Origin of the sequence: Rhizobium sp. NLR16a, assembly GCF_017948245.1 — a bacterium.
Lineage (GTDB): Bacteria > Pseudomonadota > Alphaproteobacteria > Rhizobiales > Rhizobiaceae > Rhizobium.
The window spans coordinates 3608782-3626417 of record NZ_CP072865.1; the positions used below are offsets into that span (position 1 = coordinate 3608782).

The window sequence follows — 17636 nt, forward strand, 5'->3', positions numbered from 1 at the left end:
CGCGCCTGATATATCCGCCTGAAATCGACGAAGGCGTGGCGGCCGCTCTTTTATCAGCCTTTCTTCTCTGTTATGAGATTGACGTTTTCGTAAACGTCAATGCGCGGTGAATCATGGCCCTGCCCCCCATCCTCAAGGACAAACTCAGACTGCCGGTGATCGGCTCGCCGCTCTTCATCATCTCGCATCCGGCGCTGACCCTGGCGCAATGCAAGGCGGGCGTCGTCGGCGCCTTTCCGGCGCTGAACGCCCGGCCGGAGAGCCAGCTCGACGAATGGCTGGCCGAGATCACCGAGGAACTCGCCCGCCACGACGCCGCCCATCCGGAGCGGCCGGCCGCGCCCTTTGCCGTCAACCAGATCGTCCACATGTCGAACAAGCGGCTGGAGCACGACCTGTCGCTCTGCGTCAAATACAAGGTGCCGATCGTGATCTCCTCGCTCGGCGCCGTGCCCGAGGTCAATGCCGCCGTGCATTCCTATGGCGGCATCGTGCTGCACGACATTATCAACAACCGCCACGCCCATTCGGCGATCCGCAAGGGTGCGGACGGGCTGATCGCCGTGGCATCAGGCGCCGGCGGCCATGCCGGCACGCTGTCGCCCTTCGCCCTTGTCCAGGAAATCCGCGAGTGGTTCGACGGGCCGCTGCTGCTTGCCGGCGCGATCGCGACCGGCGGCGCGATCCTGGCCGCCGAAGCGATGGGCGCCGACATGGCCTATATCGGCTCGCCCTTCATCGCAACGCAAGAGGCGCGCGCTAGCGAGGCTTACAAGCAGGCGATCGTCGACGGCGCGGCAGCCGACATCGTCTACTCCAACTATTTCACCGGCGTGCACGGCAACTATCTCAAACCGTCGATCATCGCCGCCGGCATGGACCCCGACAACCTGCCCGTCGCCGACCCCTCGAAGATGGATTTCGAGCAGGCGACCGGCGGCGCCAAGGCCTGGAAGGACATATGGGGCAGCGGCCAGGGCATCGGCGCCGTCAAGGCGGTGGAGCCGGTGGCAGATCTCGTCGACCGGCTGGAGGCCGAATACAAGGCCGCCCGCAGGCGGCTGGCGCTCTGAGGGTCTTCCACACCCTCCTCTCTTTTTTGCCAAAGGCATGACAGGGTGCTTGAAATCTTCAGACAATGCCTGTATCAGCGCCATGCAAATCGCAGGCCGCACGCTTCGGCCGCCAAATGCCGCTTTAGCTCAGTCGGTAGAGCACATCATTCGTAATGATGGGGTCACGTGTTCGAGTCACGTAAGCGGCACCATATTTTTCAGAGGCTTAATCGCTCTTTCCCCGTTACCCGGCCACTGATCGTTCCAGCGGGGTAACACTGGGGTAACACACGGCGGGTTTTGCTACTTCTTCAAGATCCCCAGTTCTTTCACTGCGGCCGGCCCGATGGTCTCAAGATAGGTGGGAGCCATGGCACAGAACAGTTCCTTGTCCTCCCCAAAGCGGGCTTGGTTGGTCTGGTATGCGTTCGCCCACTCGTCAGCAGCCTTGTCGTCAGACCATCCCATCCTTATGGCCGCGATCTGGGCGAGAAGCTGCACCCGCGAGGCCTCGTAGCTTTGACCAATGCACACTTCGTTTGAGACATAGAGCAATGACATCCAGTCGAAGAGCTGCTGGTCCGTAGCTCTGGCCGGCAGGGCGGATGCCAGAAGTGAGCAGGCGATAAAAGCAGTGCGCATGGCGTTCTCCGAATGGATGGATGATATAAAGCCGCAGGAATGCGTGACGCTGTCGCCCGATACCGGGCGTCAACTTGGTGCCTGCGCGTGTCAGCGCTGATGTACGGGCGTTTTCTGGACGTTTAGGGACCGTATGAGGGCAATGCCGGTCGCAGGGCGCAGCACTCCGGCATATGACGCAAGTTTCTCGCGTGGAACAGAGGTCATCTCCCTTAAGGCGGAGAACGATGGGGGCGGCTTTTCCGCCCCTCACAACCGCGGTCATCCAATCACTCGGTCAACTTCGGCCATCTCGTCTGCATGCGTTCGTAGGCCCATCACGTCGCCCAGTGCAACGCAGTCCTCATGCCGGACACTGGGGTCACCGTATCCCCGGATGAGCTCACGGCGGCGCCTCTCCTCCTCGGCCGCGGCTACACCCTCAGGCGAGGACATGCGGAATGCCAAGCCCTCCTCAACTGCCCGATCGACAACGGGCTTTGGAAGAAAGTGGGCGCGTCCGCGACCGATGATCTGAGCCGGCCCGGAAGGTGAGGAAATAAAGCTCAGCGGCTTCACCACAAATGCCTCTTCCTCCGGAGGGCGGGAGTCGGAGAAAGGTGCATCCGGGAGCCTGATAATCTCGGCACCGCCCGGCATGGCCTCTGAGGCTAGGTTCTCCGCAAGTTCTTTCAACGGCCGCGAGATAAGCAACTCCGCAGCTTCGACCGCGGACAGCGGCGACGTGCGGGTGTCTGAAACCCAATCCTTTCGCACCCCCATCGCAGTGATCCGAGATAGCGCGCAGCGGTAGCCGTAGAGATCCATGGAGGTATCGAATAGGTCGGGCACCGCTTTAGCCAAGGCGTCTGCTACTACGCCAGCGACAACCTCGCGCGGGGATGCTGTGGCACGGCCTGCATCGACGCTCCCCGGCGGCCGGGTTGCGTTGTGCGCCGGCCAAAGCTTGATGTCTTCCGGCAAGACGGCGCGAAGGGCAGTAACCGTTTTCGCCAGTGCGGAGACCGCGCTGTCAATATCGTGAGCAAATTTAGTCGTCGTGATCCCGATCTTTTCGAGTTCCTGGGCACGCTTAAGCCGATCGTGCTTGTGGCGCTCGAAAGCGAGTCGTTCAGTGGCCGTGGAAATCTGCAAGTCGAGATCCTCAACCAGATCGCTGAGATCCGAGACTGAATTTTTCAGATCGCGGATCTCAACGCTTGCAGTGTCGATATCACCGCTCCGACCAAGGTTTTCCCTACGGTCAATACGCGCCTTCTCGAGCTTTGCTCCCGCGGAGGTGTGACGATCGAGAATTTCCCCGCGGCGCCCGACCAGATTGGCGATCTCAGTTTCGATGCCGGCGATAACTGTTTCCGGAGTCTTTTTCATTCTAGTCTCCTTGATGGTTAGTGGATGTGTCGCTGGCGCACGCCAGAGTTAGCGCTTGGCTACAGCAGCCTGGAAATCGGTGATCGCCGCTTTCAACACCTTGATACAGGCCTTTGCGCTTTCATCTGTTTCGAAAGCCAAATATTCTGCGAGCTTGGGCAGTTGCTTTGATTCCGGGGATTTGAGGATCTTGCGAAGGCGTTCTGCCTCAACCTTCCAGATGGCAGCTTTTACCTCAGACATCTGCGCCACCCGCCCGCTTAATCTCCGGCACAGTCGATCGCAGCTTTCCGCGGTTGGCCTTTTCTGCCGACGAAGATTTGTCGGCGGTAAACACTCCGGGGAAGTCCCGACCTAATGACGCCAGTTTGTCACCAGCCGCCAGCAGTACGAACTCGTTAACCGAGATTCCGGCCCGAGCTGCTCCATCGAACAGCGCGTCTCGAAAACCTTTCGTCACACGGCCGCCTGTCAACGACAGAGCAACGATCGTATTCTCGGATATCATGTCAGTCGTCATGGTTCCTTCCCCGCTAAGTGCAAGGGCAGGAAATCATGAATCACTGCGCAGGAGGATTGGAAACGTGCGGGGTTTTGTGACCCTGCAGAGCTGCCGGCCTGTGCGGCCGATCTCTCATGCCTACCAAGCTTGCCTTGAGGAGCATGGAAGGATCTAACTCCGACGCCCCTGGCTAGGCCGCTTGCCAGATCGCATTTATGGCGTCGATCGGCGGGTGGTCCCAGTTCGTGACCAGGCCACCATCAGCAATGATGACCGCGAGACGGTCATTTTGATCCATTGCAGACCTCACATGAGCATACACTTCTTGCGGGGTGTAGTCGGTATGGAGGTAAAATAGCGAAAACTGGAACTTATGATGTGGTCCGAGTTCCGCTATTCGGGCTTGGACGATACCGTAGTTCTGTCCCGGCGACATCAGGTCATAAGCAACAAAGAGATTGTATGCCATTTGAGATTTTCCGTAACCGCCCGATTGCTACCGCCGAGATTTTGCTTTGATGCGAGCGACGAGCAGCTCGTCGTCAACAAAGCTGTCGAGGAAGTCGTCCCATTCTTGGGGTGAGCGGCGGGCGTCTTTGAGCATCTGCTCCAATTCGTCCATGCCGTCGTCTGTCAGTGCGGTCACGGATTCGTCGTCTCCGGTGTACACGGAGATGATGCTGCCGTAGCTCAGATTATCATCGTTGGAGACGATTGCCTGAAGAAGCTCCGGGTCCTCTTCGAGAATTTCGGCAACAAATTTGATCGTACGGACGTAGGTGACTGCCGCCATCAGGCTGCCTTTGCGTCGACTGTGGTGATCGCCGACCAGTTCCACGGAAGCAGTTCGTCTAACCGATTGATCTTGTGATCGTGGATGCGATCGAGCACGTCAGCCAGATAGGCCTGCGGATCAAGTCCATTCATCTTTGCCGTCTCGATGATCGTCATGGCGCGTGCCAAGGTCTCCGCTCCCGTATCGGCTCCCGCGAAGAGCCAGTTCCGTCTTCCCACGCCTATCGGACGTAGTGCCCGCTCGGCGGCATTGTTGTCGATCGCGACGCGGCCGTCTTCGAGGAACAGACAGAGCGAAGACCATCGGCTCAATCCGTAGCGGAAAGCTGTCGCCAGATCGCTTTTGCCCGGAATGCGCGTGAGTTGAGCTTCAGCCCAGTGGCGGAATGCATCGACCTTAGGCTTGCTCTGCTTTTGACGCGCAGCAAGACGGATCTCAGCAGGCTGCCCGTTGATGCCACGCTCGATGTCGTAAAGCGCTCCGATGCGATCGAGAGCCTCTCGCGCAATCTCCGACTTGTTTGATGTCCAGATGTCGTGGAAGTCTCGTCGCCAATGAGCCCAGCAGGCGGCTTCCTTGAAGCGAGATCCTCCCTTTTCTCCAAGCGAGTATAGCTTGCCATATCCTTTGTAGCCGTCAGCCTGAAGGATGCAGCTTGATTGCTTGAGGTGGCGGTGCACGTGCTCTTCTTTCCAGTCAGGAGCAAAATAGTAGACTGCACCGGGCGGGGAAGTCCCCACCCATGGACGTTGATCGCGGACATACGTCCAGATCCTGCCCTTCTTCACACCCTTGCCCAACCCCTTGTCTCGCAGCGAGCGATCCAGCACTCGGATCGGGGTGTCGTCGGCATGAAGGAGGTCACTTGCCATAATCGCCGTTTCGATCCGCTCGATGAGAGGCTGAAGCACCTGCATGGCGCGACCACACCAATCAACCATCGTGCTGTCGGGAATGTCGGCGCCCATGCGGGCGAAGTTCTCGTTCAGCCGGTACAGTGGCAAATGGTCGTCAAACTTCGAGACCAGAATATAAGCAAGAAGGCCGGCGCCCGCCATGCTGCCCGGTATCGGGCGGCTGGGTGCTGCCACCTGTACCATTTTCTCGCAGCAGCGGCAGGACTTCTTCAGTCGAGCAACCTCGATGACTTTCATCTGCGCGGCGATCATGTCGAGGATTTCGCTGACGTCCTCACCGACAAGACGCAATTCACCTCCGCATTCCGGGCAGCAGGAGCCAGGATCGAGCTCTCGGCGCTCGCGAACCGCCTTGTCCGAGACGCGTGGGCGCCGGCGCATGATCTTTTCAGACGTATCCGCCAAGGGAACAACAGACGCCGCCTCATCAGGTTCATCGATTGGCGCCATACTGCCTTCAGCGGCGGCGATCAACAGATCCTCAAGCGCCAGTTCCAGCTGCTCGATTTCACGCTCAATCTTTTCGGAGGACTTGCCGAAGACCTGTTTCTTCAGCTTGGCAATGCGCAGCCGCAGCGTTTGGATTAACTGGTCATGCGCCTGCAATGTGGCCGACATCTTCGCGTTTTCCGCCTGCAAAGCGGCAATCATTGCCTTGAGAAAGGCTGGATCGTCCGGAAGATTTGTCGTCGCGCTAGACATGATCCTGACTACCACGAGTCAGGATAAATTTCCATAAAAACCAGTGGTTTCAGTGGGATAAAATCACCCGACACGGGCCGGTGGCGCACCCCAATCAGGACGACGCCAATCGATCCCTTCCCACAACATCGCCAGTTGGGCCGACGTCAGCCGGGCAGTCCCGTCGGATGCCGAAGGCCAAGGAAACCGCCCCTTCTGCAAGATCTTGTAATACAGGCAGAAGCCCTGGCCATCAAAATAGAGCAGCTTCAAACGATCGCCACGCTTGCCGCGAAAAGCAAAGACCGCGCCGCCAGTCGGCTTCTGACGCAAAACATTCTGCGCAAGCGCGGCAAGGCCTTCTACTCCCTTGCGCATGTCCGTGATCCCGCACGCAAGATACACCCGAACGCCGGTCCCAGGTCCAATCATGCTGCTTCCACTGCCCGGATAACCTGCGTCAGGGTGCCGGGCGCCACCGAACTCTCGAAGCGAAGTGTGCGGCCGCAGCTCAATCGTAGCTCGATCATCCCGCAGCAGCTCTCCCTGAGTTCAGGGACATCGGTCTGCACGGCATTCATATCGACTGGAATGAACAATGCATTCGCAGATGCCGACAAAAGCCCCTTCTTTTTGAGCTCGCTACGCCAGGCGTATATCTGCTGCCGCGTTAAATCGTGACGATGAGCAACCTCTGTGATCGTGGCTCCAGCAACCCCAACCGACATGACAATCGCAAGCTTGTCTTCTTCGCGCCACCGCCGTCGACGTTCCTGCCCAAGAATTTCAACGCGCATCGCAATCCTCGCCTAAGACACGTCGCTAACGACGTCGTTAAACACGTCTCTTAGGCCATCAGGGCGCTAGGCGGCAGGCGGTGCCAATCGGGCGGTTACGATTTTCCTGTACTGAGCCTTTGGACGGGTTGACGGGTCTCCACGTGCGATTAAAGTCTTAAATGCCTTCATGCTTAGCCGTCCTTGTGGCTTGGTTTGAGTTGGGGTGATGGTGCTGCAACACCATCACCCCGTAGCCTCCACGGGATTGCTGAGTCGGGCAAGCGGCATGAGCCGCAGTCCCCACAAATCACAGATTTTCCGGCGGCTTTCTACGAATCCTGAGAGTAGTTCCCAACACAGTTTCGAAAGACAACGATGAGCGAAGACCGAGTACTCGTCACTGATAGCCAAGGGAATGAAACGGTTATAGTAATCGTGGATCTGGCGAGCCGGCCTGACGTGAGTGGGGAAGGTGGGAAAACGCCGCCTGTTCCATTAACCCGGTACTTCTTAGAAGGCTTCCGCGGAACGTATGGTGAAGAACTTTTTTTGATGGATGACGGACGCCTTCGATCACAAGCATCTAGTCAAACTTATGTGTTTAAAAACGTCGGCTTTTAACACTGGGGAGCCACGACGTTTACGCTTTGCGCAGTGATCTATTGTAGTTTGAGAGCTTCTCAACCGGATTTTCACGATGTCCCTCTTAGAAGCAATCTCAAAGAACAAGGTCGCACCTATCGCAGGAATGGGTGCGCTATTATTGTTCATCTCTCTGTCTCCGCTAATGGATGAGACCATAAACGGTTTCAGAACCATCGCCGGATTTGCCGGCTTCGTTATCATCATCTCAGCCACAGCACTGGAGATGTGGTCGTATCTGGCTGGAATTAACAACAGCAAATTCTCTCGACTAGAGTTGATTCGTCTCGCACGAAAGGCAGCAAGAACCGAGTTGAGTGACCTCAGAGAGGAGGTTGAAGAAAAAGTCCAAGAACTAACCTCTCCGTTTGGTCCGGATGAACTCGAAAAGCTTAAGAATTCGGTAATCGAGAACCTCTCGGAACAAACACTCAGCAAGATTGAGGCTCACGTATCAAAAAAAGAGGCGCAGCAGGAAGTAGAAGGGCGGGACCTCCTTCTCAAGAGAGCAAAAATGTCTCTGAGAACGCGCATAAAGACAGAAATTGAGGATCTAGGCCGCAGAGCAAATCTAAATCTGATCATTGGGTCTTCGATATCATTGATAGGCATGGGCATACTGGCTTATTTTATTTACGTAACGAATGATGAGCTAAAAAGCAGCAGTGAGCTGAACGTACTTATACGCTTCCTCGCGAGACTGTCGCTTGTGATTGTCATGCAGGTATTCGCCTATTTCTTCCTGCGCTTGTATAGATATAGCATTTTCGAGATTAAATATTTCCAAAATGAATTGACGAACATTGAGCTATGGGTGCTCGCAGTTCAAGTCGCCGCTTCTGGTCAAGATAAGAAAACAAATTCCGACATTCTGAAGGACCTCACGAGAGTTGAAAGAAATTTTCGCCTAAAAAAGGGAGAGACAACGGTCGCGTTACAGCGCGAGGAATTCGAAGCGAGGTACGAGTCAGCCGTCATTGGGCAAGCCGAAAGGCTGATAGAGAAAACTGCAGCCATCTTCCGCGCTAAAGATAAATGAGTAAGTGCTAGGGTGACTTTACCGAAGTTCCAATTGTCGACCGTTTCGCTTGCTTTCACATCAGAACTCCTTGTGCCCATCTCAATACGGTGGCAGCCCTAAAAATTCGAAGTATCGCGACACGCGTGGATCCGTCCGTTTTCCATCTCGCAGCAGCTTCAACGCTACCATGTCACCGTGAACCACCATCTCAAGCGCTGGTGCTGAGATGCCCAGTGGAGACCCTGGCTTCGCTTGCCGGCCGATCCCAAACTCCTTACACCAACCGCGGAGCGTTTTCTCGTCCAGGCCAGTGTAATAAACTGCCAATTTCAGGTTGATGACCTCATCCCTTCTCATCAGGATGGGCCAATGCTCCGGATCATCATTCACGCGGTGCCTCCTTCGCGCTCGCACGCGGCGTCATAGTCCACTTGTTTATGGGCTCCGCCCAAACCCGCAAGGAGCTTAGCCCCTTGACCCATACCCTCGGCTCCGCCGACGGTGGGCACGTGCTCGCGGAGACGGACCGCTAGAGAAACAATCGATGTCCCGCCGTTACTTTGCTTTGGAAGAGGGGGATTGAGATTTTCATGATATGCGATCTGGATGCGGATCACGCGGATGAGGCTATCGGCGATCGCCTCTGCCTGATCGGCGCCAAAGAGTGGCTCCATGCGCTTCCGCGTCTGTGCCCGCAAGCTGTTGAGTCGAGCCGTGCGCTTCGGTGCATCAAGGCGCATAACCGCCCTCGCTACACCAGCCGTTGCGCCATGCGATCTGTGAAATGGAAAGGGCAAAACTTCCGCGGAAGATTTCCAATCCAGCAAAGAGAGCTGCTCAGACATTTCGGCGTTCTCCCTTAATCAAGAGGATCAACGTATGTGGGATGCGTTGAGACGACCACAGTTGCCTCCGGCTCAGGGATACGTTGAGACGACCTCGGGCGATCCGGAAGGGCCATTTTCAATACTCTAACCCGCTCTTGCCGCCGGTCGCCCCGCTCGTAATCGGCCACGACCAGGCCCAATTTCTTGAGCCTCTGAATGTCCCGTTTGGTTGATGAAATCGACCTACCGGTCCGAGATGATAGGGCGTGGTCTGTTAGTCGGCAGGTGCCATCGCGTCTTGATGTGTGAGACGCGATGCACCTCATGGTATCGTTCGACAGCTTATGGCGTGCAAGCTCCTCCCCCGCGATGTCGGTCCAGGTTGATATGTACTCCTTGGCGACTGCAGCTTTGGTAGGCCAGCGAAATGGAATAGCCCTTACATAAGGTAGTTTCCTCGGCCGGCCGGAAAAAACGAAGTGCCGTTCTGGTTCGCAGGAAACGACGAAATGCTGATGGGCCATCGCGCTCATTGAGCCTCCCTCCAGACCTTCAGCCCCCGTGACAAGGCAACCGCCTCGCAAGCCTCGACTGTCGTCAGTACGAACCTCTTCCTGGCGGCATCAACTGCGCTGCCGCCAGGGGGTCTCTGGGATTTCAACCATTTGGCCGCGGCGACAACTGCGGCAGAGTTAGCATTCGGTCCCTTGCTCATACGGCCCGCCCCGCAGCGCGATTCCGCTCCCATGCAATCAAATCATCCTCAAGAAAGAACTTTCGGCGGTTGATTTTCATCGGCTGAGGAAATGCAAGAACCTCGTTCTTCTGCCACCTGTGCAGTGTCATCTCGCTGATTTGATAGCGAGCAAGGACTTGGGGCCCGGTCAGATATTTTCGGTTGGTAGTCATCGATGCCTCCTGTGGTTCGACAAAGGCATCATTTTCATTTCGGGGAGGATTTCGACCCGCGATTGCGGTCAACTTTTGCCGCCGAACGCGGGGTTTTCTTGCGCAAAACTTTGTTTTTCTTTTGATCCCGGATTGCTGACGCGATCGTTTTCTCCGAGGCAACTTGGCCGCAGTATATTTCCCACGAGTCCCGAATTAAGCACTGAATCAGGTAGCCATCTTTGTCAGAGTGCGGGTCCGGATTATCCGACATTCGGACCGTGCGCCAATGCAAGCCAAGCGCCTCACAGCAGATCTTGAAGATGTCAAACCACAACAGGTTTCTGGCAAGCGTATCGCCCTCGGAAGTCGCCGGTCTTGTAATAGCAATACGATGCCTCAAGCCGTGAGCAATCAGCCGATGTTGCTCTTGGTAGCGCTCGAGCACCGCGATCGCATTAAGGATATCGCGCTCCTCTCGCTCAACCTCGGACAAACCGTCATCATAAATAGAAGAGGCATTGCCATCCAATGGCTCGGCGTCAGATCCGATCTGCGGGGCAACATGCTCAAGAGCCTCTAACAATATCCCTTTCGCGTCGGAAAGGATTTGTGCTCGCTTTCGCTGCATTCCTTCGGCTGCTTCGGTGATGGCGCGAACATCCTGCCGGTCCAGGGATTCAAACCGCCACAATGCGCTATCAAACCTGTTTCGAAAGAATTCGAGATCGTCATCGCGTCCTTGGCTGCGCGTCCGGAGCCCCTGGAGGATGCAATTCACCGCAATTTGGCTCCTTCCTTCCGTGTCGAGCATTTCAGTCCGCTGAGCCTGTCCCGTCATCGGCCCTTACCCTCGAATAGTGAGATGACATTGTCCGCGGGAGCATCGACAAGAGAGGCCACGTGAGCTGCCCAAGTAAACAATGCGCGCCGTTTCTCCTCTGCGTATTCGTAGCGATTATAGACTGCGGCAACACCCTTAATGGAGCCGCTCTTGTGGTTGAGAACGGCTTCTACAACATGTACGGGTTGGCCCAGTTCCGCCATGCCAGATGCGCAAGTGCGCCGGAGATCATGGAGACGCCAAGGAGCTATCTGCAGTTCGAAATCCGTCTCTCCCCGCCCCTCGGCTTCATCCCTGGCAATATCGGCCATCTTGGCATCAAGTAGCGCCTTGGATCGTGAAAACCCGCTGACGCCGGTTTTGCCTGTAGTGGTCAACACGAAATCCGCTTCACCCTTTACCCTTGGCAGGCCCTTGAGGATTTCGACCACCGCCGGCGAAAGCGGAACGACATGCGCCTTTCCATTCTTCGCCCGCTCCTTCGGGATCGTCCATGTCGACGCATCTCCACTGAGATCAAATTCTGACCACCGAGCGGACGCGACTTCATCTCTGCGCTGCCCGGTCAGGAGCAACAGTTTCACCATGGGACCGAAGGGCCAGCCGATCTTTTCGGAAGCCAGCCATACCAATCGGATTTCATCCCGGGTGAGGGTACGGTCACGGGAAACGACCTCCCCCGGAGCGGCGACATTCGCCACCGGCGAAACCGCGATGGCGTCGCGCTCAATGCACCAGTTGAAGAAGCGCCGCAGAATTGCATGGACGCGATTTGCGGAGATCGGGTGGCTTTCAGCAATCTCATCGAGGAGGTCGATGATCTCCCGCCGCGTGATGTCGGCAAGAAGTTTGTGCTGCCACCGCTTCCGCAGATAGAGATTGACGAAGCGTTCCGTTTCACGGGCCGTGGATTCACGGTTTCGCTGCTTCACATACCTCGTCAGAAATTGATCGAGTTGGACAAGTACGAGATTGGAAGGGTTTGATCGTGCTGCGGCCTCCGACAGCTTCACAGCCCCCGGATCCTTCCCCTCAGCAACGGATCGGAGCGCTGCACCGGCAAGCTCCCGCGCCTTCGCGAGCCCGAAGAGCGGATAAGTGCCGACCGTCATCTTTCGCGGGCGTCCACCAAATCGATACCTGATCGCCCACGACATCGAGCCGGATGGCTGAACGACCAAGTAGAGGCCGGGAAGCCCGCCGTCAGCGATTTCCTTGCGGGTGGCGCCGGGCTTTATTGCCTCGACTGATTTGACGGTAAGCGGCTTTGCCATTTTCTCTCGGGTAACGCCTCGGGGTAACACTGGGGTAACCGAAAGCGGTGATAGAGTGTGCTTCGTGATGATGCCATCACGATATAACATTCTGCGAAAATGGCAATAAAAACATACGGAAAGAACTGCACTGATGTGATGTCGCGTTAGGAAGCGGTGGCGATGCGCACATACTTCGTAATGATGGGGTCACGTGTTCGAGTCACGTAAGCGGCACCATTTTTCTTCCACCGCATGCTAACAGTCTCCATTATAAGCCTCTTTTAATAACCTGCGTTCACCTTCAGCTTCGCCTGGACGCTCTCCAGGCAAGCTTCAGCAGGTGGTGGGCTTCTTCTCCCAAGACGGTCGGACTGCCACTTGCGCTCGCATGAGCGACCGATGTCGATCGAGCGCGAGCAGCCCAGCAATTAGGAGGATCTATGAGGATATCGCTTCTGAGTACCGTACTTTTCACCCTTACCATGTCGCCCGCCCAAGCCAAGGATTTCCCTCTGGCCTCATGTAGCGGATGGAACGGAACGCTGGTCAGCAGGACCGGGACCGATTCGAGCACTGCGGTTATGGAAGGGAACGTCAATCAGGCCAACCTCCAGGAATATTGCGAGCGAGACCCGGGAGGCGAGACGACCGCACATGGAGGGAAATTGACTGTAGAGCAGTGCGTGGCGATGTACATGAAACAAAATGGGAAGGACACTTACCGTTCCACCGCCAATTGCCGCAAGGGCACCCTGTCCTTCTTTCCTGCTGGCGGAGAACCGCTGCGCGTCACTTTCCCATTGCCAGAGGATGCAGATGTGTCGTGCGCCTCAGGCATGCCGCCGCTGATCGAGCAGTTCACGATGCTCTGCCCTCGGGCGGCGCGAAAGTTCAAAATGATCGATGGCGAATGAAACGATGGCTGTCTCGGTACTGCCGATAAACTTCCGTCGGCCTTGAAAAACACGAGGATCTGCGTCAGACCGTGAGTAACAGCGCGAGAATTCATAGGCGAACTGCTGGGCATTATACCGAAGATAGAAGTTGCAAGCTTAGGGCGTCGCCTGTCGGCATACGTCTTAAAGATTGGCGCCAACCTGGCCGAGTGTAAAATAATCTGAATGTAGCGTTTCATTCACGCTTTCCTCCGATGCCAATTGCCCCATGGGTTTATCGCGGCTTTTTACTGGCGGAATAATATTATCTGTGTACGCTACAGTACCGGAACTGCTGTGACCGGAGGGACGTTGTTCCGCCTGGATCGCGCAGAGGGAGTCTCCTGTCTCCGCGCGCACCCCTTTGTAGCCTGCGCGATCCAACTTTTTCTCTCAGCTTCAGTCAAAACTCTGTAGATGATCTTCCCTTTAGCGCCAAAAGACACGCTTTTCTTGTACAGCTGTTCAAGTCAAACTTTGTCGGGAACTTTCGCAGGACGCTGTTGTTTTCCTGGCGGGCCGCACGCGGCAGTCTTCTGCCCTGCTACACCCCTATTGGCAGTCGTCGTGCGGTCCCACCTTCGCGCTCTTGGGTGGAGCCCCGCAGCCGTGACAAATCCATAGAGCGCTGTGAAACCAACGGCGCGTTTTCTCGTTCAATGGCGGAATGGCTGTCGGGAGAATGCTGGATGAAGCTGGTGTCGTTCCACTATGCAGGGCCGAACGAGACCCTCATCTTCATCAATCCTGAGCACGTTGTTGCCGTTCGACCGTTCCCGAACACCACACACATCTATGTTTCAGCGCTCCAAAACCATGGAGGCCCCAGTTATTATCCCGTCAGAGAGACGATCGATGACGTGGTCAAGCGACTGATCAGTTAAGCGAGCGCTAGTGCCAATGCTATTCCATGAGGTCACGGCTGGAACGGCGGGTTCCGGTCACACCCGCCGTCGCATTGCAGGCAAGGTGTCGCGGGTCTAGGTCGCCACCTGCCTCGGTTGTGTCAGACGCCTGCCGACGGTCTGACCGGGCAACTCGATAAACTTGTAGCCTACGAAGGATAGGGCATAGACGGCGGGGATGGTGACAATCAGCGTCGCCAGCCAGCGAGCGGGATTGCTGAGGTCGGTATTGCCGATCAGCCAGGCGATCACCGGCTGCATGATCAGCAGGTGAATGAGATAGGCGCCGAAGGAAAGTTCCCCGAGATTTCGAAAGAAGCTGTTGCCGAGCACCGCATTGACCGCGCGCGAATAATGGCCGGCGGAACCCGGAAACCGATCGGCATGCACCAGGACAAAGAATAGCGCCACGATCCCGACGCGCACAGTTTCGTGCAGCACAGTCACGTCACCGCCGACAGGGATGAGGACCAGCAGAGCCGAAATCGCAAAAGCCAGGTAAGCTCTGCCCTGCGACATCCATAATGCACCCGCGAGAAGCATGCCGGCGGCGAAGATGTGCATTTTCATCGGCAGAAACGACGGCATCGGGAAGCGAAAGCCCAGGTGATGGATCACCCAGGCGGCAATGACCGCCAAGCCGACGGTGACGAGCATGCCCTTCAGCCAGCCGAGCCGCCCGAGGACGATCATGATGAAGGGCAAAGCCGCATAGAATTGCATTTCCAGGCCGATGCTCCAATCGGGCAGCGCCGTGCGGAAGGCATGGGCCGGCGACAAGCCGAACAGGAAGGAGAGATGCATCAGGTAGTTGGTCAGGCCATCGTCCAGATAGCGGGATGCGGCTTGCGGCGGATTGCCGTTGAACGCATCGATGACCATCCTTGCCTGATAGATCTCGGACCCGGCGATGAGAGCAATCACCAGCATGACGTAGTAGAGCGGTGCGATGCGGAAGAAGCGACGCGCCCAGAACACCGCCCACGTCTGCGGGCTCTCCCATGGCTCCCTGCCCTTCCGCCGCTGATAGTGAAACACCATCAGGAAGCCGGAGAGCATGATGAACAGGTCGACCCCGAGCTCCGGATCTCCGATAACAGGCACCTTGAACCCCGTCAGGATGTGGGCATGGCCGATCAGCACCCATAGCGCTGCCAAACCACGCAAACCATCCAGACATTCAATGCGTCTGCCGCCTTTCATCGCGTCCATGAGATACCTCTATCCATTCGTATCCGCGGGCAGGGTTAGCATCTTCGACGGCAACCGGATAGTGTTGAGTAAATTTTTATGGGCTTCGGCACAACTTGCGCGGGTTGACAGTCGATGAAGGGCTGGCGGCGTCAGGCTGCCCATTTGCGTCCATTCGACTGCGAAATATTGGAAGGAACATGCCGCTGCCGAACCGGTTTCCCCTTGAGACAACAAGGATGGAGAAGACCATGTCCTGTAAACTCATCGCAATATCCCTCCTTTCGATCGGTCTTGCCGGCTCGGCTCTGGCCCAGACAGCCGGTGGGGCGAATTCCAGCGGGCGGCTTTCGGTGGCGCCCATTATCGGCGGCTCGGGCAATACAGGCGCGGGTTCGGCTGGTACCGGCTCCGCCGGCACGGGCTCGGCGGGCACGGGGTCCGTCGGCACCGATCCCGGCACGACAGGCAGCACCACCGGCAATGGCGGCGTCGATCTCAACAGCGGCCGCAGCACGATCAATCCGGGTGGAGTCAATCCGGACCTCCAGCAGACGCCCGGCTGCACCGACGGCAGCGGCTCGCTCAGCGAGGCATGCCAGCAGTGAGAATAGCGGGCGCCAGTCTGCCGAAAGAATGAGCCCGGTCATGATGGCGCCGGGCCTTCATTTAACTGCCGCCGCTGACGTCGCGCAAAATGACGACCGCCTAAGAGAATTGCTTTACCGGCCGGCATTCCGGTCGTACAAGAACAGCATCCCTCCGCACATGGTGATCGCCGCACCCAGCCAGCCTGCCGATATTTCCGGCGTCCGCGGAGCACCCGAAGAGGACCGTCATGTCGAATGCAGCGCACCGCTCGAACCGCGTGCTTGTCGTCGCGACCATCATGGTGGCGACATTCATGGTCGCCATCGAAGCGACGATCGTGGCGACGGCAATGCCGCGCATCGTCGGGCAGCTCGGCGGCTTTTCCTATTATAGCTGGGTATTTTCGGCCTTCCTGCTGGCGCAGTCGACGACGACGGTCATCTACGGCAAGCTCTCGGATATTTTCGGACGCAAGCCGGTGCTGATCGGCGGCATCCTGATCTTCCTCGCCGGCTCTTTGCTCTGCGGCTTTGCCTGGTCGATGATGTCGCTGGTGCTGTTCCGGCTGCTGCAGGGGCTCGGCGCCGGCGCGATCCAGCCGGTGACGATGACCATCATCGGCGATCTGTTCAAGCTCGAGGAACGCGGCCGCGTGCAGGGCGCAATGGCGACCGTCTGGGCGACATCGGCCGTCGTCGGGCCGCTAGCCGGCGGCATCATCGTCGACAATATTTCATGGGCCTGGATCTTCTGGATCAACCTGCCGATCGGCATCGTCTCGATCGTCGCCTTCATGATTTTCCTGAAGGAGGACGTCGCGCACAAGCAGGCGAGGATCGATTATCTCGGATCCGTGCTGTTTTCGATTTCGATCGTCGCCCTGCTCGTCATGCTGACGGAAACCGAAGCGAGCGCTTGGATCCTGGTGTCGCTCTTCGCCGTCTTCGTCGTCGCGGGGCTCTTCTTCCTCGCCCAGGAGAGGCGGGCGCCGGAGCCGATCATTTCGATCGCGCTCTGGAGCCGCCGGCTGATCGCGACCAGCAATGCGGCGACGCTGCTTGCCGGCATGGCGCTGATCGGGCTTTCCACTATCCTGCCGATCTACGTGCAGGGCGTGCTAGGACGCACCCCGATCGTCGCCGGCTTCACGCTGACAATGCTCATCGTCGGCTGGCCCTTGGCGGTGATGCTCTCCAGCCGCTTTTACCGGGCCTTCGGCATTCGCCGCACACTGCGCGTCGGCAGCCTGATGTTTCCGTTCGGCGCCTGCTTCCTGTTGTTCCTGACGCCCCAAAGCTCGCCGGTTCTGGCCGGCGCCGGCTCCTTCTTCATGGGCTTCGGCATGGGGCTGATCAGCCTGACGAGCATCGTGCTGGTGCAGGACAGCGTCGAATGGTCGATGCGCGGCAGCGCCACGGCCTCGATCATCTTCGCCCGCAGCCTTGGCAATACGCTCGGCGCCACCGTGCTCGGCGCCATCCTCAATGCCGGCATCAGCCATTATGCGAGCGGCGAAACGGCGGCCTCCCTTCACAAGGCACTGAACCAGCCGACCGGGCTCTCGGCGCTCGCCGACGATCCGGCGATCCGCAGCATCTTCGACGCGGCCCTGCACTGGAGCTTCTTGGGCGTGGTCGTCGTCGCGGTGCTGACCTTCTTCACCACCTGGCTGATCCCCGTCGGCCACCGCCAGGCACGCGAAGAGCCGGCGGCGGCAAGCGAGGCGGCCTCGCATTGACACGGTTGCTCCTCACGGGGAGCGCCTGGCAGTTTGTTGACAACGTTTCCTCCGT

21 protein-coding genes and 1 tRNA gene are annotated in these 17636 nt (G+C 57.6%); 7 read left to right on the forward strand and 15 right to left on the reverse strand.

The annotated features are described in order from the left end of the window. Positions 1-113: 113 nt before the first annotated feature. Together J7U39_RS17475 and J7U39_RS17480 are read left to right on the forward strand one after the other, a co-directional pair. Entirely contained in the window at positions 114-1073 is a 960-nt protein-coding gene (locus J7U39_RS17475; protein ID WP_210629332.1) for a nitronate monooxygenase family protein, read from the forward strand. 118 nt (positions 1074-1191) lie between these two features. Continuing rightward, positions 1192-1267: transfer RNA gene (locus J7U39_RS17480), tRNA-Thr, on the forward strand. Between the two features lie 91 nt (positions 1268-1358). Here J7U39_RS17480 and J7U39_RS17485 read toward each other — a convergent pair. The 9 genes from J7U39_RS17485 to J7U39_RS17525 form a co-directional block, all read right to left on the reverse strand. Then, positions 1359-1697, reverse strand: coding sequence for a hypothetical protein (locus J7U39_RS17485; protein WP_210629333.1), 339 nt, complete (start codon positions 1695-1697; stop codon positions 1359-1361). Positions 1698-1958: 261 nt separating this feature from the next. Next, positions 1959-3068, reverse strand: a complete 1110-nt coding sequence (locus J7U39_RS17490) for a hypothetical protein (RefSeq protein WP_210629334.1) — start codon at positions 3066-3068, stop codon at positions 1959-1961. Between the two features lie 48 nt (positions 3069-3116). Continuing rightward, the gene (locus tag J7U39_RS17495) at positions 3117-3311 is read right to left on the reverse strand and encodes a hypothetical protein (RefSeq protein ID WP_210629335.1); all 195 of its coding nucleotides are present in this window, start codon (positions 3309-3311) and stop codon (positions 3117-3119) included. Next, the gene (locus tag J7U39_RS17500) at positions 3304-3588 is read right to left on the reverse strand and encodes a hypothetical protein (protein WP_210629336.1); all 285 of its coding nucleotides are present in this window, start codon (positions 3586-3588) and stop codon (positions 3304-3306) included. Before J7U39_RS17500 ends, J7U39_RS17495 begins: the two co-directional genes overlap by 8 nt. 172 nt (positions 3589-3760) lie before the next feature. Continuing rightward, positions 3761-4039: a hypothetical protein gene (locus tag J7U39_RS17505; RefSeq protein ID WP_210629337.1), complete on the reverse strand. Its 279-nt coding sequence runs from the start codon at positions 4037-4039 to the stop codon at positions 3761-3763. Positions 4040-4066: 27 nt separating this feature from the next. Further along, complete coding sequence (locus J7U39_RS17510) at positions 4067-4363, reverse strand: hypothetical protein (protein ID WP_210629338.1); 297 nt, start codon at positions 4361-4363, stop codon at positions 4067-4069. Further along, positions 4363-5985, reverse strand: a complete 1623-nt coding sequence (locus J7U39_RS17515; protein WP_210629339.1) for an IS66 family transposase — start codon at positions 5983-5985, stop codon at positions 4363-4365. The genes J7U39_RS17510 and J7U39_RS17515 overlap by 1 nt, the downstream gene beginning before the upstream one ends. 63 nt (positions 5986-6048) lie before the next feature. After that, positions 6049-6396: an IS66 family insertion sequence element accessory protein TnpB gene (gene tnpB / locus J7U39_RS17520; protein ID WP_164050677.1), complete on the reverse strand. Its 348-nt coding sequence runs from the start codon at positions 6394-6396 to the stop codon at positions 6049-6051. Then, the gene (locus tag J7U39_RS17525; RefSeq protein ID WP_105746072.1) at positions 6393-6761 is read right to left on the reverse strand and encodes a transposase; all 369 of its coding nucleotides are present in this window, start codon (positions 6759-6761) and stop codon (positions 6393-6395) included. The genes tnpB and J7U39_RS17525 overlap by 4 nt, the downstream gene beginning before the upstream one ends. Before the next feature lie 679 nt (positions 6762-7440). Here J7U39_RS17525 and J7U39_RS17530 point away from each other — a divergent pair. Continuing rightward, positions 7441-8424, forward strand: a complete 984-nt coding sequence (locus J7U39_RS17530; protein WP_210629340.1) for a hypothetical protein — start codon at positions 7441-7443, stop codon at positions 8422-8424. An 81-nt stretch (positions 8425-8505) separates the two neighbouring features. On the opposite strand, the gene J7U39_RS17535 is transcribed toward J7U39_RS17530, so the two are convergent. The 5 genes from J7U39_RS17535 to J7U39_RS17555 form a co-directional block, all read right to left on the reverse strand. Further along, positions 8506-8796, reverse strand: a complete 291-nt coding sequence (locus J7U39_RS17535; protein ID WP_247241690.1) for a hypothetical protein — start codon at positions 8794-8796, stop codon at positions 8506-8508. Continuing rightward, positions 8793-9251, reverse strand: a complete 459-nt coding sequence (locus J7U39_RS17540; RefSeq protein ID WP_210629342.1) for a hypothetical protein — start codon at positions 9249-9251, stop codon at positions 8793-8795. Before J7U39_RS17540 ends, J7U39_RS17535 begins: the two co-directional genes overlap by 4 nt. A 693-nt stretch (positions 9252-9944) precedes the next feature. Further along, positions 9945-10142, reverse strand: coding sequence for a DNA-binding protein (locus J7U39_RS17545; RefSeq protein ID WP_210629343.1), 198 nt, complete (start codon positions 10140-10142; stop codon positions 9945-9947). Between the two features lie 34 nt (positions 10143-10176). Next, positions 10177-10962, reverse strand: coding sequence for a hypothetical protein (locus J7U39_RS17550; RefSeq protein ID WP_210629344.1), 786 nt, complete (start codon positions 10960-10962; stop codon positions 10177-10179). Continuing rightward, positions 10959-12329, reverse strand: coding sequence for an integrase arm-type DNA-binding domain-containing protein (locus tag J7U39_RS17555; protein WP_311043529.1), 1371 nt, complete (start codon positions 12327-12329; stop codon positions 10959-10961). The genes J7U39_RS17550 and J7U39_RS17555 overlap by 4 nt, the downstream gene beginning before the upstream one ends. A gap of 332 nt (positions 12330-12661) precedes the next feature. On the opposite strand from J7U39_RS17555, the gene J7U39_RS17560 reads away from it, so the two are divergent. Together J7U39_RS17560 and J7U39_RS17565 are read left to right on the forward strand one after the other, a co-directional pair. Then, positions 12662-13135, forward strand: coding sequence for a hypothetical protein (locus J7U39_RS17560; protein ID WP_210629345.1), 474 nt, complete (start codon positions 12662-12664; stop codon positions 13133-13135). A gap of 710 nt (positions 13136-13845) precedes the next feature. Beyond that, positions 13846-14040 carry a hypothetical protein gene (locus J7U39_RS17565; RefSeq protein WP_210629346.1) on the forward strand — a complete coding sequence of 65 codons (195 nt, stop codon included), beginning with the start codon at positions 13846-13848 and terminating at the stop codon, positions 14038-14040. A gap of 96 nt (positions 14041-14136) precedes the next feature. Here J7U39_RS17565 and J7U39_RS17570 read toward each other — a convergent pair whose 3' ends face one another. After that, entirely contained in the window at positions 14137-15273 is a 1137-nt protein-coding gene (locus tag J7U39_RS17570; protein ID WP_210629347.1) for an acyltransferase, read from the reverse strand. Positions 15274-15503: 230 nt separating this feature from the next. On the opposite strand from J7U39_RS17570, the gene J7U39_RS17575 reads away from it, so the two are divergent. Together J7U39_RS17575 and J7U39_RS17580 are read left to right on the forward strand one after the other, a co-directional pair. Beyond that, positions 15504-15860, forward strand: a complete 357-nt coding sequence (locus tag J7U39_RS17575) for a hypothetical protein (protein ID WP_247241691.1) — start codon at positions 15504-15506, stop codon at positions 15858-15860. A gap of 230 nt (positions 15861-16090) precedes the next feature. Continuing rightward, complete coding sequence (locus J7U39_RS17580) at positions 16091-17581, forward strand: MDR family MFS transporter (RefSeq protein WP_210629349.1); 1491 nt, start codon at positions 16091-16093, stop codon at positions 17579-17581. Positions 17582-17636 lie beyond the last annotated feature (55 nt).

Coding starts and splice junctions, on each gene's coding strand:
- J7U39_RS17525 (WP_105746072.1), bottom strand. CDS start 6,761: ATGCGCGTTGAAATTCTTGGGCAGGAACGTCGACGGCGGTGGCGCGAA.
- J7U39_RS17515 (WP_210629339.1), bottom strand. CDS start 5,985: ATGTCTAGCGCGACGACAAATCTTCCGGACGATCCAGCCTTTCTCAAG.
- J7U39_RS17490 (WP_210629334.1), bottom strand. CDS start 3,068: ATGAAAAAGACTCCGGAAACAGTTATCGCCGGCATCGAAACTGAGATC.
- J7U39_RS17565 (WP_210629346.1), top strand. CDS start 13,846: ATGAAGCTGGTGTCGTTCCACTATGCAGGGCCGAACGAGACCCTCATC.
- J7U39_RS17560 (WP_210629345.1), top strand. CDS start 12,662: ATGAGGATATCGCTTCTGAGTACCGTACTTTTCACCCTTACCATGTCG.
- J7U39_RS17545 (WP_210629343.1), bottom strand. CDS start 10,142: ATGACTACCAACCGAAAATATCTGACCGGGCCCCAAGTCCTTGCTCGC.
- J7U39_RS17570 (WP_210629347.1), bottom strand. CDS start 15,273: ATGGACGCGATGAAAGGCGGCAGACGCATTGAATGTCTGGATGGTTTG.
- J7U39_RS17575 (WP_247241691.1), top strand. CDS start 15,504: ATGTCCTGTAAACTCATCGCAATATCCCTCCTTTCGATCGGTCTTGCC.
- J7U39_RS17550 (WP_210629344.1), bottom strand. CDS start 10,962: ATGACGGGACAGGCTCAGCGGACTGAAATGCTCGACACGGAAGGAAGG.
- tnpB (WP_164050677.1), bottom strand. CDS start 6,396: ATGATTGGACCTGGGACCGGCGTTCGGGTGTATCTTGCGTGCGGGATC.
- J7U39_RS17540 (WP_210629342.1), bottom strand. CDS start 9,251: ATGTCTGAGCAGCTCTCTTTGCTGGATTGGAAATCTTCCGCGGAAGTT.
- J7U39_RS17485 (WP_210629333.1), bottom strand. CDS start 1,697: ATGCGCACTGCTTTTATCGCCTGCTCACTTCTGGCATCCGCCCTGCCG.
- J7U39_RS17495 (WP_210629335.1), bottom strand. CDS start 3,311: ATGTCTGAGGTAAAAGCTGCCATCTGGAAGGTTGAGGCAGAACGCCTT.
- J7U39_RS17555 (WP_311043529.1), bottom strand. CDS start 12,329: ATGTTATATCGTGATGGCATCATCACGAAGCACACTCTATCACCGCTT.
- J7U39_RS17500 (WP_210629336.1), bottom strand. CDS start 3,588: ATGACGACTGACATGATATCCGAGAATACGATCGTTGCTCTGTCGTTG.
- J7U39_RS17475 (WP_210629332.1), top strand. CDS start 114: ATGGCCCTGCCCCCCATCCTCAAGGACAAACTCAGACTGCCGGTGATC.
- J7U39_RS17510 (WP_210629338.1), bottom strand. CDS start 4,363: ATGGCGGCAGTCACCTACGTCCGTACGATCAAATTTGTTGCCGAAATT.
- J7U39_RS17505 (WP_210629337.1), bottom strand. CDS start 4,039: ATGGCATACAATCTCTTTGTTGCTTATGACCTGATGTCGCCGGGACAG.
- J7U39_RS17530 (WP_210629340.1), top strand. CDS start 7,441: ATGTCCCTCTTAGAAGCAATCTCAAAGAACAAGGTCGCACCTATCGCA.
- J7U39_RS17580 (WP_210629349.1), top strand. CDS start 16,091: ATGTCGAATGCAGCGCACCGCTCGAACCGCGTGCTTGTCGTCGCGACC.